This is a genomic window from Paraburkholderia phytofirmans (assembly GCF_046028095.1).
Classification (GTDB): Bacteria; Pseudomonadota; Gammaproteobacteria; order Burkholderiales; family Burkholderiaceae; genus Paraburkholderia; species Paraburkholderia phytofirmans_A.
Map to the genome: position 1 here is coordinate 13,611 of NZ_JAQQDJ010000008.1, position 14,412 is coordinate 28,022.

15 protein-coding genes are annotated in these 14,412 nt (G+C 60.3%); 6 read left to right on the top strand and 9 right to left on the bottom strand.

What is annotated here, in order from left to right:
* Window positions 1-68 precede the first annotated feature (68 nt).
* The 5 genes from PQR54_RS21955 to PQR54_RS21975 form a co-directional block, all read right to left on the bottom strand.
* Window positions 69-1,280, bottom strand: coding sequence for an amidase (locus PQR54_RS21955; protein ID WP_408249293.1), 1,212 nt, complete (start codon window positions 1,278-1,280; stop codon window positions 69-71).
* 119 nt (window positions 1,281-1,399) lie between these two features.
* Window positions 1,400-2,359, bottom strand: a complete 960-nt coding sequence (locus PQR54_RS21960; RefSeq protein ID WP_408249295.1) for an ABC transporter substrate-binding protein — start codon at window positions 2,357-2,359, stop codon at window positions 1,400-1,402.
* An 89-nt stretch (window positions 2,360-2,448) separates the two neighbouring features.
* On the bottom strand, window positions 2,449-3,303 hold the full coding sequence (locus PQR54_RS21965; protein WP_408249297.1) for an ABC transporter permease: 855 nt from the start codon (window positions 3,301-3,303) through the stop codon (window positions 2,449-2,451).
* A complete protein-coding gene (locus PQR54_RS21970) occupies window positions 3,300-4,076 on the bottom strand; it encodes an ABC transporter ATP-binding protein (protein ID WP_408249908.1) in 777 nt (258 codons plus the stop codon). Before PQR54_RS21970 ends, PQR54_RS21965 begins: the two co-directional genes overlap by 4 nt.
* Window positions 4,077-4,714: 638 nt before the next feature.
* On the bottom strand, window positions 4,715-4,849 hold the full coding sequence (locus tag PQR54_RS21975) for a hypothetical protein (RefSeq protein ID WP_408249910.1): 135 nt from the start codon (window positions 4,847-4,849) through the stop codon (window positions 4,715-4,717).
* Window positions 4,850-5,059: 210 nt separating this feature from the next.
* Here PQR54_RS21975 and PQR54_RS21980 point away from each other — a divergent pair, with 210 nt between their 5' ends.
* Window positions 5,060-5,545, top strand: coding sequence for a MarR family winged helix-turn-helix transcriptional regulator (locus PQR54_RS21980; RefSeq protein WP_408249299.1), 486 nt, complete (start codon window positions 5,060-5,062; stop codon window positions 5,543-5,545).
* Between the two features lie 58 nt (window positions 5,546-5,603).
* Here the strand turns inward: PQR54_RS21980 and PQR54_RS21985 are convergent, their stop codons facing one another.
* Window positions 5,604-6,377, bottom strand: coding sequence for an MBL fold metallo-hydrolase (locus PQR54_RS21985; RefSeq protein WP_408249301.1), 774 nt, complete (start codon window positions 6,375-6,377; stop codon window positions 5,604-5,606).
* A 196-nt stretch (window positions 6,378-6,573) separates the two neighbouring features.
* Between PQR54_RS21985 and PQR54_RS21990 the strand changes: the two genes are divergently transcribed.
* Window positions 6,574-6,981 (top strand): class II aldolase/adducin family protein, encoded by a 408-nt coding sequence (locus PQR54_RS21990; RefSeq protein ID WP_408249303.1) that lies wholly within the window; start codon window positions 6,574-6,576, stop codon window positions 6,979-6,981.
* 25 nt (window positions 6,982-7,006) lie between these two features.
* Here the strand turns inward: PQR54_RS21990 and PQR54_RS21995 are convergent, their stop codons facing one another.
* The 3 genes from PQR54_RS21995 to PQR54_RS22005 form a co-directional block, all read right to left on the bottom strand.
* Window positions 7,007-7,192, bottom strand: coding sequence for a type 2 periplasmic-binding domain-containing protein (locus PQR54_RS21995; protein ID WP_408249305.1), 186 nt, complete (start codon window positions 7,190-7,192; stop codon window positions 7,007-7,009).
* A gap of 201 nt (window positions 7,193-7,393) precedes the next feature.
* Window positions 7,394-7,996 (bottom strand): ANTAR domain-containing response regulator, encoded by a 603-nt coding sequence (locus PQR54_RS22000; protein ID WP_110406064.1) that lies wholly within the window; start codon window positions 7,994-7,996, stop codon window positions 7,394-7,396.
* The gene (locus PQR54_RS22005; RefSeq protein ID WP_408249307.1) at window positions 7,993-9,180 is read right to left on the bottom strand and encodes a transporter substrate-binding domain-containing protein; all 1,188 of its coding nucleotides are present in this window, start codon (window positions 9,178-9,180) and stop codon (window positions 7,993-7,995) included. The genes PQR54_RS22000 and PQR54_RS22005 overlap by 4 nt, the downstream gene beginning before the upstream one ends.
* Window positions 9,181-9,583: 403 nt before the next feature.
* Between PQR54_RS22005 and PQR54_RS22010 the strand changes: the two genes are divergently transcribed.
* The 4 genes from PQR54_RS22010 (at window position 9,584) to urtD (ending at window position 14,412) form a co-directional block, all read left to right on the top strand.
* On the top strand, window positions 9,584-10,831 hold the full coding sequence (locus PQR54_RS22010) for an urea ABC transporter substrate-binding protein (RefSeq protein ID WP_408249309.1): 1,248 nt from the start codon (window positions 9,584-9,586) through the stop codon (window positions 10,829-10,831).
* An 85-nt stretch (window positions 10,832-10,916) separates the two neighbouring features.
* Window positions 10,917-12,527: an urea ABC transporter permease subunit UrtB gene (gene urtB, locus PQR54_RS22015; RefSeq protein ID WP_408249311.1), complete on the top strand. Its 1,611-nt coding sequence runs from the start codon at window positions 10,917-10,919 to the stop codon at window positions 12,525-12,527.
* Complete coding sequence (gene urtC / locus PQR54_RS22020) at window positions 12,524-13,660, top strand: urea ABC transporter permease subunit UrtC (protein ID WP_408249313.1); 1,137 nt, start codon at window positions 12,524-12,526, stop codon at window positions 13,658-13,660. The genes urtB and urtC overlap by 4 nt, the downstream gene beginning before the upstream one ends.
* A complete protein-coding gene (urtD, locus tag PQR54_RS22025) occupies window positions 13,657-14,412 on the top strand; it encodes an urea ABC transporter ATP-binding protein UrtD (RefSeq protein WP_408249315.1) in 756 nt (251 codons plus the stop codon). Before urtC ends, urtD begins: the two co-directional genes overlap by 4 nt.

Genomic DNA, 14,412 nt, shown 5'->3' on the forward strand with positions numbered 1-14,412 from the left:
GCTAGCGGTTCAGCCGCAACGGGTTCGCATGACCACGTGATACTTGCCACATCACAACGATGCCGGCCTCAGCGAGAAGCCACTTCGGCCGCCCAGCCGGTTCTGCCTTCTACCCACTCCGCAAGCGACAACAACGCGGCGTCGCATCGACTCGCACCGACCAATTGCACGCCAAGCGGCAGCCCGGCCGGACCGAAGCCAACCGGTAACGTCACAGCCGGCACGCCGAGGAAGGTCCAGGGCGTGCAGAACGCCGCATCGCCCGTATAGTCGAGCCCGCGCGGTGCCTCGCCCGATGCGGGCGCTACCAGCAGCGCGTCCAGTCCCGCGGTTTCGGTGAGCCACCCGTCGAAGCGAAGCGCCATCTGTACCTGCAATGCCTTCGCATGCGCATACTCAGTTGCAGGCAAAGCGCGGCCTTGCTCGACAAGAGCAGTAATCGATGCGCTGACCAGAGCCGGCGAACGGTCTATCAGCTCGCCATGTGTCAGCGCGGCTTCAACTGCGAGCAGGACCGCAGCATGCCTTGCAGCGTCGGCCAGCTCGACGGGTAAGTCGGCATTGACGATTTCAGCGCCGTCCGCGCGCAAGCGCAGGGTCAGTTGGCTCAAAACGCGTTGCTGCGCCTCGTCGACCGGTCCACCGATCTGCTCGCGCAATACGCCGATGCGTAGCGGCCGCTTCGTCGCATCGTCCGGGTCTTTCCGCTGGCGGTTGCTATGCGAGACGTGTGGATCATCCGGATCGGTACCCGCCAGAATGGACAACGCATGAACGGCATCGGCGACATTGGTGGTGAATACGCCAAGGTGATCGAGCGAGCCTGACAACGGCAAGACGCCGGTCCGCGCGATCGTGCCGTAACTCGGCTTTACCCCGACCACACCGCAATACGCGGCGGGACGGATGACGGACCCGAACGTCTGCGTGCCGAGCGCGAGCGGCACGATGCCCGCCGCAACGGCGGCAGCCGAACCGCTCGATGAACCGCCAGGCGTGTGATCGCGATTCCAGGGGTTGGTCGTTGCGCCGGGCTGACGCCAGGCGAACTCGGTGGTGACCGTTTTGCCGAGTACGGTGGCGCCCGCTTCGCGCAAACGGGCGACTACCCATGCGTCCTTCTCCGGCCTGCGGCCCTCGTAGGCAGGCGATCCAAACGCGGTGGGCATATCGGCTGTATCGATCAGGTCCTTCACGCCGACAGCGACGCCCGCGAGCGGGGCGTCGGGATCGGCACGATTGACTAACGGCGAAGACGGCAGATGGATGAATGCTTGCAACCGAGGCTGCATTCGGTGCGCGGCGTCGAATGCCTGTTGGACAGTCTGTTCGACAGTGCGCGTTCCGCTGCGGATCGCGTCCCGGATTTCGCGGATAGTGGAGGAGGGGGAAGAAAGGCTCATTTCGCGGCCAGTGCCTGATGAATGTAGTTCTGCTCGATGAAGGTGGTGTATTTCGGCTGCTGCTTCAAGTTGCCGAGCGAGATCTGCGTATCCATGGCAACCGTCAGCGCTTTCGGGGTGATGTCGACGTTCTTCGGATACACGCCTTCGTTCAGCATGCGTTTTACCGCGGCGTTCACGACCTCCGGATCGAGGCCGGGAAACTCCCGGCGGGCGATTGCCAGGGTCTCCGTAGGATTGTTCTGCATGAAGACCAGGGCCTGTTCCATACCTTTCACGAACCGTGCCGCCACATCGGGGTCCACGCTCCTTTTCGCCGAGATCGCCGAGAATGCATATTCGCCGTACAACTTCGGGAAGCCGATCACCACTTTCATGCCCTTGGCAACGGCCTGATCAGCGCCGGGCTCGTACATCACCGCAATCCTGGACTGGCCCGCAACCAGTGGGCCGATTTCCGAGCCGAGCGGGACCTGGGAGAGTTTTACGTCGGCCGGCGACATGCCGTTCTCTTTCATCAACTTGAAGAATAGCGACGTGCTGGTGGTCGGCATCTGACCCGACACGACCGTCTGGCCTTTCACGTCCTTGATGCTGGAGAATTTGCTGTCCGGCGAGGCGACGATCCACACCGCAGCACCGTTCACGACGTTGGCAATCACATCGACATCGGCGCCTTTTTCCGCCGCGACGGCAGTCCATTCAGGACCATGCAGGGAGAAGTCCGCACTGCCCGACAGCACAGCCGATAACGCCGCGCTCGGGCTGCCCGCCGTCTGCTTGGTCACATCGAGCCCTTCCTTGGTGAAGAAACCGCCGTCGATAGCGACGTAAAGTGGCAGATACAGCATCGACTGAAAGGCCTGCGAAATAACCGCTTTTTTGTCGGCGGCCACGGCGGGCGTTGCGATGCTGACGGCAGACATGGCGACTGCTGTGGTCAGCGCTGCCAGCATTCTTCTTGCACGGATTGCCATTTTCAGGTCCAAAGAAAAGTTAGATTGACGGGCGAAAAGCAACTATTCGACGCTGTATGGCGATGCCGTCAAACCCGCAGCGTCGGTGCGTTCGATGCCTGTCGCCACGGCAGCAGCTTGCGTTCGATCAGGTCGATCAGGAAATACAGCACGAAGCCAATCGCCATCAGCACGAACAGGCCGGCCCACACGGTGTTCAGATCGTAAAGACTTGAAGCCGTAAAAATCATGTGGCCGAGCCCTTTCTCTGACGAAATGAATTCGCCCACTACCGCGCCCACCAGACCGAAACCGATATTGATGCGGAACGTCGAGATCACATAAGGCAGCGTGAACGGAATGACGACTTTCAGGAACACGTCGTTTTTGTTTGCGCCAAGCGTGACAAGAAGCGCCTGAAGATCAGGATCGGCCTCTTTCGCTGCCTCGTAGGCGGCTATTAGCGCGACAATTGCCGTTAGTGAAATTGCCAGCGCAACTTTCGAAACGAGGCCGGTACCGAACCAGAGAATCACGATCGGTGCGAAAGCAATCTTCGGCACGCTATTGATCGCGACGATAAACGGCTCGATCAGCCGCGCGACGAATGGCGAATACCACAGCGCGAGACCGCAGACCGAGCCGACGGCGGTACCGAACAGAAAGCCGAGCATGGCTTCGAACATGGTGTAGCCGATATCGACGAACAGATCGCCCGACCCGGCGGAGCGAGCTAACGCGTCGTAGATTTTTGTCGGCGAGCCGACCAGGAAGTTCGATACCCAGCCAAGCCGCGCAGCGCCTTCCCATATCGCAAAGAAGGCAATCACCGCGACGAGTTGCAGCGCCGTGCGTCCCCATCCGGTATTCAGTACTGGGCCTGAACGCGCCTGGCCGCTTGTCGCGGAGACTTTCGCGTTATTGATGGATGCGGGGCTGCTCATGCTGCTTTTACCTCGGTCTGGATATCGAGTTCCGCGCAAAGCGCATGAAAGTAGCCGGGAAAGTTCGGATCGCTGCGCGCGCCGATTGGCGAACGCGAGGCGATCTCGATGTCATAAACCTTTTTGACTTGCGAAGGGCGGCCGCCTAGCACCACAACACGCTTTGACAGCGCGACAGCTTCGTCAATGTCGTGTGTGACCAGCACAACCGTCTTGTGGAACGTCTCGACCGCTTCCATCAGGACGCCTTCCAGATACAGCCGGGTCTGATAGTCGAGGGCTGAGAACGGCTCATCCAGCAGGATGATGTCGGGATCGTTGATCAAGGTGCGGATCAGCGCGACGCGCTGACGCATGCCGCCCGACAGCATGCGGGGGTAGGCATTTTCAAAACCTGCGAGGCCGTAGGTATTGAGGTATTCCATTGCCGTTTCACGCGCCTGCGCAACCGGCATGCGGGACAATTCCGGGCCGATCAGAACGTTCTGCAATACGGTACGCCACGGCAACAGCAGATCCCGCTGCATCATGTAGCCAACTTTGCCGCGCAATCCGGTGACCGCCTGGCCTCGATAGACGATCTCGCCGCTGTCGGGTTCGAGAAGGCCGGCGATCACGTTGAACACGGTCGTCTTCCCGCAACCCGACGGACCAATGATGCTGACGAAATCCCGCTCATTGATGTCGAACGACAAGCCCCCCAGCACATCGACCGAACCCTGCTTGCCGGAAAAGGATTTTCGAATGTTTCGCAACGCTAGTTGAATTGCCATACTGGTCCTCGTGCTGAACTGGAACCATTGAGCGCGTCGCTCACGTCTCAGTGGCGCGCTGTGTCGGTACACGGTTGGTTGGCGAGTGTGATGCCTGAGTGGGGAACGCTACTGCGTACTTCGACGCCTGCCGGTGAAATAATGGTGCAAATTGCAACAATTGAAATTCTCACATTTGCATAAAGCGTGCCATCGTGAGGAAAGCCTATGTACAAGCGCAAATCGCTTACTTACGAGCGAACGTGGGCACATTGCCATGTTCGGGAAGCGTGCAGATGTGCGCGACGAAGGTGCATCAGGCACAACGATATCGGCGGCGCACCACGGCTGGTCGACACGCAATTGTCGGGTGGCGAAAGGCTGTCGCAAGACATTCAGGCTTGGCGGACAATGCGAGAGTCGCTTGCGGAACTGATGTGCCGTGCGATTGCGATCGCGTAAGCGCGTCCATTGGCGCTTGCAACTGAGGCCCCCGACAAGCCATGCGATATGCAGCTGTATCGATGCACCGCACTCAAAGAAACCGTGCGGCTTCCGACACATGTCATTGCTGCAAGGGGAGAGCGGGCTTAAATACAGAATCAGGCCGGTGGGTCACCTGCGATGCGCACTGCAACCCCTTACGCGTCAGTCGAGCTTCAGCGAAGGGCTGGGCAGTTGCAAAGCGTTTCGGCGTGAATTTGCGCGATCTCAGCCAGACCGGGGACCGCGGTTACCAATTGATGCGCGGAGAGACGTGGTAGCGCGCCGGCGTCGGCGCTGTCCGCGGTCATGCATATCGTGCCGCCTAATGCACCGGCGGCAATGCCTGGAGGGTTCAACTAAGCGTTCCTGTGGCCGGTTGTACCGATGTATCCGTCGGACTAAGCAGCACCAACAAGTTTCTGGCGGTCACGGCGCAACTGTTGCGTGGTGGAGGAATTGCGTAAAATTCAAATGTTGTAGTGTGCAACTGAATCAAAGTACGTGAATGGGAGAACAGCATGTCGAAGGCGCCGTATCCAAGACTGGAGCATTTGAATTTCCGCCTCGACGTACTCAGCGAGTTGGCCAAGGGCGTGGCGTCTGGCCTCTACGAAGCCGAATGCGATGTCACCCTGCGCGACCTGCGCGTGCTGCGTTTCGTCGACATGCAGCCGGGCATCTCCCTCGGTCCGCTGATCGAGCTGACATACCTTGAAAAGACGCTGGTTTCCAAGCTGGTCACCACGCTAGCCAATCGCGGCTTGCTGACGCGCTCTACCGGCACGACGGACGCGCGTGTCATCAACCTGCACTTGACCCGGAAGGGGAAAACCATTGTTCGCAAATGCGACCGGATCGGCAAGGATTTCGACGAGCAACTCATGTCCGTTCTGTCTGCGGAGGAGAAGCGAGTGCTGTTTCACTGCGTCGACAAACTGACGGAACATGTTGAGGAAGGCGGTGAATGGACCATCCCGCCGAAACGGCGAAAGCGCACAGCCTGAATCATTTCGTCACTATATGTGCGCTCGTCGCTGCAGTCGTTTCTCCTGCAGTCGAAGCTCATGCGCGTTTGGCTAGGTAGGCGTCAACCAACGCGACCAGCCGTTCTCGCCCGAAGCTTGCGTCGTGTCCGGCGTGCACCACCCGCACGGGCAGTTCGCGCAAGCGTTTCATTGTGCGCACATACGTTGGGATATCGGCGCCGCCAATTTCATCCAGGAGCGGGCCATCGTAGATTGCATCGCCGGAGAACAGGGTGCCCGATGCCGCCTCCCAGAGACCGATGCTGCCCGGCGAGTGGCCGGGCAGATGCAGTACCTCGAAGTGCCGGTTGCCCAAGTCGACAATGTTCCCCTCTTTGACGATTTCCGTGACCGATGCCGCGCGTATCTCGTAGTCGGACATCACATAGTCCGCGTTGGGCAGGGCGGTGATCAAATCGCCGTCGAACGGATAGCCCGCTTCACGGTACCGGCGTATCGCGTCCTCGCCCAGTACCGATGCGAGTAGTGTGCCGCGCTCGCGCGGCGAACGCAGGTTATCGGCCTCCAACTCGTGGACCAGCGTATGCGCGAACTCATGATGTCCGCCAATGTGGTCTGAATGCGTGTGCGTTGCAACGGCCGTCACGTTGTTTTGCAGAAGATGCTGGGCCGCCTCCCGCAGACTGGCGATGCCCATGCCCGTATCGATCATCAGGTCCCGGTCGCGACCGCGTATGTGCCAGATATTGCAGCGCATCAGCGGCACGACGTGAGGCTCCCACAGCAGCGTGATATCGTCGCTGATACGTTTCAACTCGAACCATCGGTCGGCAATCGGCAGCATAGTCATCCAGCGTCGGTAGCATACGAGATGCATACTCTGACACACTATGCCGCGCCGATCCAGAGCCGGCTGCAATCGAGCGCATTCACCCGGGAGTCGCGCGTTGTGAGCGCAAGACGCGATCTTGTGACAAATCGTCGACGGACTCGTGTCCTCAGCGCAAACGAAAATCACATCTCCGCCCAGCACGCAGGAGTATGTCATGGGTCACGCGGAAGTCCGCGAGTTGCAGATTCCCAAACCAATCGGCGGACGTTTGCTGGAGCGGTCGGTATTCGCCAGCCTCGACGAAGAACGGCAGCACCGCAAGCTCAAACTCGCTGCAGCATTTCGCATCTTTGCGCGATTCGGCTTGGCCGAAGGCATAGCCGCGCATATCACGGTCCGCGATCCGAAGCTTCACGAGCGGTTCTGGGTCAATCCGTACGCGCAGCATTTTTCGTCGATGCATCCCGACGATCTCGTTTGCATTGACGACGAAGCCAACGTTCATCATGGGACCGGGCTTGTCAATGCAGCGGTGGTGTCGATTCACTGCGGCATTCATGGCGCGAATCCCGATGTCGTTGAGGCCTCCCATACACACGCGCCTTCCGGTCGCGCGTTTTGAGCGCGCGCCCGGCTCCTGGCGCCGCTCAATCAGGAGGCTTGTCTCTTCCATGACGATCGGGAAACGAGTAATAGACGGTTTCCGGATTGGGAATCGAATGAGGATGTGCCTGCACGAGTGCGCCGCTGCGCAGTTCCCGGTCGATCAGGATGCGTGGAAGCAATGCCACGCCTAATCCGGAAAGTGCGGCGTTGATTGCCACGATGAACATGTCGTCGTGCCCGTTTCTACACTCACAATACCAGGTCACTGCGTCACGGTTGGCCGAGCCGGGGTACTGGATTAACGATCGAATGCAACTGGCGGCCTAGTTTTCTGAGGTCCACCCGACGGTGCTTCGCAGCGACAATCGATCCCAGAGGTCATGCAGCCGGTCCGCACGACAGATGAGATGATCCAGGCTCGACGAATGTCAGAAACTCAGGGTTTCGTATGCCTTCACGATGTCGCCAGCCACCGTCTCGATCTGTTCGCGTTTGAGCATGGCCTGTGAGCGCAGCAGCTGATACGCATCTTCCTCGGACATGCCGCGCGAGTCCATGACGATCCGCGTGGCCTGTCGGATCACCAGAACCTTCGCCTGCTTCTGCTCCAGCCGTTCGATGTATCGCTCACGTGCGCGGGATGCCTTGAATTGGGTAAGCGCAACGGCAATGGCGGTCAACAACCCAAACGAGCGGACCGGCGAAGGAATCGTTGCGAACGCATTCAACCGCAGCACCGCTTCGACGGTGATGGGATTCTCGTAGGTCACGACAGGAATCACCGGCGGAGACGTGCTGGTTCCGAGCCACGGATAATCGACCGAGAGTGCCTCAGGACGAATCGCCATGATGACGAGGCCGGTGTTGCACGGCAGGCTGTCGAGGCGCGGCCAGCATACCTCCACGTCGCAGCCGATGCGTTGAAGCTGCGCGAGCAATTCTTCGCAATCCTGATCCCGTGGATGAATCACCACGACTTTTAGCGAACGCAGGTCGCGCAGGATCGCCGGCGTCTGCGCGGTCCGCTTCATCGATCCGCTCCCGTGCGTGCGAGTTCAGGATGCGCGTGCCGGGTCCACGCCGGCGTGCTGTGAGAAACGACGTAAGGATCCGCCTTCACGCGTTCGGGCGCGCGCCCGATGATGTCAAAGCGGCCATGCGCATCGACCCGGCCGATCAGCGGATGCAGGTAGGTGTGGTTATTGTGCTCATCGATACGCACTCGGCCTTGCGGTGCGTCGAATTCGAGTCCGGGCAACACGCGCAGCAACAGCGTCGGGTCGTCGGAACCGACGCGGCGAATCGCATCCGCGAGAAGATGCATCTGGAAATAGGAGGCTTCCCAGCACATGTTGGTCGGCTGATCGTCGCCGAAGCGGGCCTGATAGCGGGCAACGGCGCCGAGGTTCGCGGCGGTATCCACACTCTGGAAGTACGCGGCGGAAGTGATGTGTCCTTGTGCGAGGTCGTGTCCCATTATCGCAATTTCGGCTTCACTGGTCATGTGGCTGGCGATAGGCGTGCGGTACGGATCGAGCCCGACCTGCGCAAACGCACGGTACAGATGCGGAATGCCTTCGCCTACGACCGTGGAGAAGATAAAGTCGGGTGCGAGTTGCTTGATCCGCCTGGCGGCATCGAGATAACTCTCCCACGGCGCGTCGAGCGACAGATAGGTTTCATCCACCTTCTCGCCGCCGCGTTCGAGGATCAGATCGCTCATCACGCGATTCGACTCGTAGGGGCACACGTAGTCTGAACCGATCATGCTCACGCGTGAGCCGAATTGCGTGAGCATGAAACCGGCGAGCGGCAGGGTGTTCTGATTGGGCGCCGCGCCCGTGTAGATCACATTGCGGCTGTATTCGAAACCTTCGTACGGTGTCGCATAGAAGAGCAGGGCATTGTGCCGCTCGACAATCGGAATGACCGCCTTGCGCGTGCTGGACATATAGCAGCCGACGATTACCCTGACCCGATGCTCGAGAATCAGTTGTTCGGCGAGGTCGGCATAACGGCGAGGCTGACATTGCGGATCCAGACAGACGAGTTCGATCTCGCGTCCCGACACGCCGCCCGCGCCATTGATCTCCTCCACCGCAAGCATGGTGGCTTGCAGTTGCGTGAGTTCCGCGGCTGAGGTTACACCTGAGCGTGAATACAGGACGCCAATTCTGATTGGCTCCGAGGCAGGGCCGGCATCAATACGGGTCATTCTTCAAAACCGATGGTTGCTACGTTTGGGAGGTACGCTATTTGTGCGCGTGGCACGCGGCTGGTGCGCACGAGCACTGTCGTAGTGCGGCGCCTGGCGAGTCAGCCGCGCAAACTGCCTTTTTTATGATGCCTTCCGCTTTGTCCGGAATGCAACTAATCAATTCGCATCCGCTGCACAAAAGGAATTTGCGGTAAACGTCCTCACCAGACAACAAATGCTGGCATAGCCATTGCTAATAGAATCACGCTGCCCGGTCGTGCACAACGGGAGTTACAGCATCCATTTCGCTGTTCGAGACAAAGGCGTCTTGAGCGGCACCGGCCAAAAAAGCCCGAAACCAGCTTGTCTGGTTTCGGGCTTTTTGCGTTTGCGATTTCTAATCCATGTCGGAGTGAAGCAAATGAAAAGACGTACTTTCCTGTCGGCAGTCGGCTCCGGATTGGTGAGCGCCGCGGGCACTACGCTACCCAACGCTGTGTTTGCCGCGGGCGCCAGCGATCCGATCAAGCTCGGCTTGCTGTTCTCGCAATCGGGCACGATGGCCAACGGCGAGTCGCTGTTAAAAGATACGGCACTGATGACGATCGATCAGATCAACGCAAAGGGCGGCGTGCTCGGGCGCAAGCTTCAGGGCGTCGTTGTCGATCCGGCGTCGGATTGGCCCATGTATGCGCAACTCTCCAAGCAGCTGATCCTGCGCGACCAATGCGCGGCACTATTCGGCTGCTGGACGTCGGTGTCGCGCAAGTCGGTATTGCCGGTGGTCGAGTCGCAGGACAGTCTGCTGTTTTATCCGCTTCACTTCGAAGGCGAAGAGCAGTCGAAGAACGTCGTCTATCTGAACTCGCCGCCGAGCAGCTCGGTGCTCCCGGCGGTCGATTACCTGATGAGCGAGCAGGGCGGCGGCGCGAGGCGCTTCTACATGATTGGCAGCGACTACGTCTGGCCGCGCACGATCAACAAAATGCTCAAGGGCTATCTGAAGACCAAGAACATTCCGGACTCGGCATGGCGCGAACATTACGTCCCATTCGGGCAGTCGAATTTCCAGACCATCGTGCGCGACATCAAGGACTTCGCCGCGCAACCCGGCGGCCAGGCCATCGTCGTGATGACCGTGGTGGGCGATTCGATTCCGGCGATGTTCAAGGAAGCGGTCAATCAGGGCGTGCGCGCAACCGATATTCCGATCCTTGGCCTGGACGTGGTTGACAGCGATCTCGAAGGTCTCGATACGACGCCGCTGGTTGGCCACCTCAGCTGCTGGTGCTACTTCCAGAACGTCGATACGCCGCAGAACCGCCAGTTCAGGAGCGACTGGAAGAACCATGTCGGCGCGCACAACCTGAAGCATCGGCCGGACATGGTGATCGACCCGATGGTGTCTACCTACCTCGGTATCAATCTATGGGCGCAGGCGGTCACGAAGGCGCACTCCACCGGCACGGATGCGGTGCGCAAAGCGCTCGCGGGTCAGTCGATGGTCGATCCTGCGGGTTACACCGTGAAGATGGATGCATCCACGCAGTACCTGTGGCGTGGAGACATGATCGGCTCGATCAATGCCAAACAGGGCTTCGACATTCTGTGGAAGTCGAAAGACATCGAGAAGCCGGTGCCGTTCAGCCCGTTCATCGGCAAGGCCTGACAGTCCCCGCCGCATAGTTTGGCCGCTGCGGGGCCGGCATACGCAGGCATGCCGGTCCTCCTGGCAGGATCGAATGGAAACACCCATGATCAATTTCAGGCAGCTCTTTTACGCGATCGCTTGTCTGGCGCTTGTTTGGGCCACTGCCGCGAGCGCCGCGCCGGGCCGCGCTGCGATGCTCACGTCGTTCTGCGCGACGAACGGCGATCAGGCCGCCGCACTGGGGCAACTTGTGGAAAACGGCGTGTCGGACGATGAGCATGAGCGTGCGTGGGCGCGTCGGATCGTCGATGCGATTCGTAACGGTGCGCTGGTGTGCGGCGCAGACGGTCAGGTGACGCTGCAGGGACACCCTGAGCTCGATGCCGCGACCCTCCAGCCGAGCGCCAACGCGTCAGCGGATTCGCCCTATGTGCCGAGCATCGTGATGATGCGCAAGCTCGCGGTGGCGTCGGCGGAAATGGATCTGTTCTCACCGCAGCAGGGCACCCGCGCGACGGCCGCGCGGCAAGTCGACAAGTTCTTTGCCTTGCTCGATCCCACTGTCGTCGCCCGCGCGGTCAAGGCGCAGCATGACCCGGATATCGCGACCACTCTTACTCTGGCGTTGGCTAAACGCGGTCTGAACAGCAAGGTGAAGGCCGACCGGCTTGCGGCGATCAAGGCTGTGGCGGAGGTGCCGAGCGAAACCGCGCGGACCGCGCTGGCGAACTTCGCAGCGGAGGATTCCGTGCGATCGGATCCGGACGTGCTTGCCGCGGTGCAGGGTGCGATTCGCGACATGGACACGTGGCTTTCGCTCGGCAAGGGTTTGTCGATCCTGTTTAGCGGCTTGAGCTATGCCGGCGTGTTGTTGCTGACGGCGCTCGGCCTGTCGATCGTGTTCGGCCTGATGGGCGTGATCAATCTCGCGCATGGCGAATTCATCATGATCGGCGCGTACTCGACGTATCTCGTCGAACGTTTCATGCAGGCGCATCTGCCGGGCTGGTTCGACGCCTACATTTTCGTTGCGATTCCCGTGGCATTCGTGATTTGCGCCGCGTGCGGCATGTTGCTCGAATTCTTCGTCATCCGGTTTCTGTATCGCCGGCCGCTCGAGACGCTGCTCGCTACCTGGGCGGTCAGTATCGCGTTGATCAAGCTGATTCAGGTGCTGTTCGGCTCGCAGAACGTCGAGTTCATCACACCCGGGTTTCTCAACGGCGGCATGCAGGTTGCGCCCGGCTTTTTCGTGACCTGCAACCGCGTGTTTGCCATCGTGCTCGCCGTGTTGATCTTCGGCGCGACCTTCGCGGTGGTGCGCTTCACTAAGCTGGGTTTGCTGATGCGCGCCACTACGCAACTGCGGGACATGGCGCGCTGCCTGGGCGTGCCCGCCGAGCGCGTCGATCGTATTGCGTTCGGGCTGGGCGCCGGCCTCGCGGGGCTGGCCGGCGTGGTGTTGACGCAGATTGCGAGCGTCAATCCGTCGATGGGCACGGGTTTCGTCGTCGACTCCTTCATGGTGGTGGTGCTCGGCGGCGCGGGGAGTCTTGCGGGGACAGTCGTATCGTCGCTCGCGCTCGGCGAAATCAACCAGTTCATCGAACCATTCTACGGAGCAGTTGCGGCCAAGGTGGCCGTGCTTCTGCTCATCGTGCTGATTATCCAGAAGCGCCCGCAAGGACTCTTCGCATTGAAGACCCGCGTATGAATACGTTTCCCGATCCGCGCACCAGCAGGAGATTGTCCTTGTCGGCGTACGCAACGAAATGGATGGGCCAGTCCGTGGAGGTCAGCATCGTGCCGGTGCTGGTCCTGCTGGCGCTCTATCTGCCCTTTGCCTATTTTGTGATTCCGGAGTCGAATGCGCTGCATCTGTCGCTGTTCGGCATCAACCTGATCGGACAGATCATGTGCTTCGCGCTGCTCGCGCTGGCGCTCGATCTGGTATGGGGCTATGCGGGCATCCTGAGCCTCGGGCACGGCGTCTTCTTCGGTATAGGCGGCTATATGATGGCCGTCTATCTGTTGAACAGCGCGTATGCCGACACGCACGTGTTGCCGGACTTCCTGCAATACATGGGAGCAAGCGACTTTCCGCCGGTATGGAAGATGCTCTCGCGGCTCGATGTGACGATCATCGTCACGATCGTCGTGACCGTACTGGTTGCGGGCGCGTTCGGCTTCGTCACGTTTCGCTCGCGCATCAACGGCGTGTATCTGTCCATCATCACTCAGGCGCTCACTTACGCGCTGATGCTGCTGCTGTTCATCAACGACGTGGGCCTCGGCGGCAACAACGGCATGACCGGATTCACGAGCCTCGCGGGCCATAAGCTTGCCGATACCACCACGCAGATCGGTCTCGCGGTGTGTTCGTGCCTGCTGCTGGTGGCGGCCTATGTCGGCGTGCGTTTTCTCGCGCGCTCCAGTTTCGGCCGGGCGCTAATCGCGGTGCGCGACGACGAAGCAAGGATGCGCTTTCTCGGCTACCGCACGCATACGCTGAAGCTCTTCGCGTGGTGTCTCTCGGCGGTCCTCGCGGCATTTGCCGGGATGCTGTACGTGCCGCAGGTCGGCATCGTCAACCCGACTATCGTGTCGCCGCAACTGTCCGTCGAGATCGCCGTGTGGGTGGCCATCGGTGGGCGCGGCACGCTGATCGGCGCAATCGTCGGCGCAATCGTGGTCAACGGACTCAAGTTCTGGCTGACCGCGCAACTGCCGGCGCTGTGGCCGTTCATTCTTGCGGGCGTGACGCTGGTGATTGTCGTGTACTTCAGCAATGGCCTGTGGGGTGCGCTCAAGGCTGCCGGCCCCGAAAGCAACGGGGGCAGCCAATGAACCAGCCACAACGCGCCACTGCCGTCTACATCAGCGGCCTGTCCGTTACGTTTTCCGGATTCGCGGCGATCACGAATCTGTCGATGGAGTTTCGATACGGCGAGATTCGCGCCATCATCGGTCCGAACGGTGCGGGCAAGACGACCTTGATGGACGTCATCACGGGCAAAACCCGGCCGGCATCCGGCGAAGTTTTTCTCAACAAGGTCACGAACCTTGCGACGCTCGACGAAGCGTCCATCGCGCGCCTGGGCATTGGCCGCAAGTTCCAGAAGCCGAGCGTGTTTGAAGCGCTGCGGGTTCGCGAAAACCTCGAACTGGCGATTCGCAACGGTCGCGGCTATGCGGAGATGGTTCGCTCGCGCCTTGGCGCCCAGCAAAACCGGCGCATCGACGAAGTGCTCGAGACGATCGGTCTCGAGCATGAAGGATCGCGCCTCGCCGGCACGCTCTCGCACGGGCAGAAGCAGTGGCTCGAAATCGGCATGCTGCTTGTCGCAGATCCCCACGTGATCCTGCTCGACGAACCGGTTGCCGGCATGACCGACCACGAAACCGCCCGCACCGCCGAACTGATCGCCCGTCTCAAGTCGCCCGACCGGGCGGTGGTGGTGATCGAACACGACATGGATTTTGTCGGCGAGATCGCGGACCTCGTCAGCGTGTTGCACGAAGGAAAGCTGCTGGGCGAGGGATCGATGGAAAGCGTGCGCAATGATCCACGCGTGATTCAGGTTTATCTGGGACGGTAG

What these genes read in the sequence shown, in the direction of transcription:
- PQR54_RS21990 (WP_408249303.1), top strand. Translation starts at nt 6,574, where the DNA reads ATGGGTCACGCGGAAGTCCGCGAGTTGCAGATTCCCAAACCAATCGGC.
- urtD (WP_408249315.1), top strand. Translation starts at nt 13,657, where the DNA reads ATGAACCAGCCACAACGCGCCACTGCCGTCTACATCAGCGGCCTGTCC.
- PQR54_RS21970 (WP_408249908.1), bottom strand. Translation starts at nt 4,076, where the DNA reads ATGGCAATTCAACTAGCGTTGCGAAACATTCGAAAATCCTTTTCCGGC.
- PQR54_RS21975 (WP_408249910.1), bottom strand. Translation starts at nt 4,849, where the DNA reads ATGACCGCGGACAGCGCCGACGCCGGCGCGCTACCACGTCTCTCCGCG.
- PQR54_RS22010 (WP_408249309.1), top strand. Translation starts at nt 9,584, where the DNA reads ATGAAAAGACGTACTTTCCTGTCGGCAGTCGGCTCCGGATTGGTGAGC.
- urtC (WP_408249313.1), top strand. Translation starts at nt 12,524, where the DNA reads ATGAATACGTTTCCCGATCCGCGCACCAGCAGGAGATTGTCCTTGTCG.
- PQR54_RS21985 (WP_408249301.1), bottom strand. Translation starts at nt 6,377, where the DNA reads ATGACTATGCTGCCGATTGCCGACCGATGGTTCGAGTTGAAACGTATC.
- PQR54_RS21960 (WP_408249295.1), bottom strand. Translation starts at nt 2,359, where the DNA reads ATGCTGGCAGCGCTGACCACAGCAGTCGCCATGTCTGCCGTCAGCATC.
- PQR54_RS21980 (WP_408249299.1), top strand. Translation starts at nt 5,060, where the DNA reads ATGTCGAAGGCGCCGTATCCAAGACTGGAGCATTTGAATTTCCGCCTC.
- PQR54_RS21965 (WP_408249297.1), bottom strand. Translation starts at nt 3,303, where the DNA reads ATGAGCAGCCCCGCATCCATCAATAACGCGAAAGTCTCCGCGACAAGC.
- PQR54_RS21995 (WP_408249305.1), bottom strand. Translation starts at nt 7,192, where the DNA reads ATGTTCATCGTGGCAATCAACGCCGCACTTTCCGGATTAGGCGTGGCA.
- urtB (WP_408249311.1), top strand. Translation starts at nt 10,917, where the DNA reads ATGATCAATTTCAGGCAGCTCTTTTACGCGATCGCTTGTCTGGCGCTT.
- PQR54_RS22000 (WP_110406064.1), bottom strand. Translation starts at nt 7,996, where the DNA reads ATGAAGCGGACCGCGCAGACGCCGGCGATCCTGCGCGACCTGCGTTCG.
- PQR54_RS22005 (WP_408249307.1), bottom strand. Translation starts at nt 9,180, where the DNA reads ATGACCCGTATTGATGCCGGCCCTGCCTCGGAGCCAATCAGAATTGGC.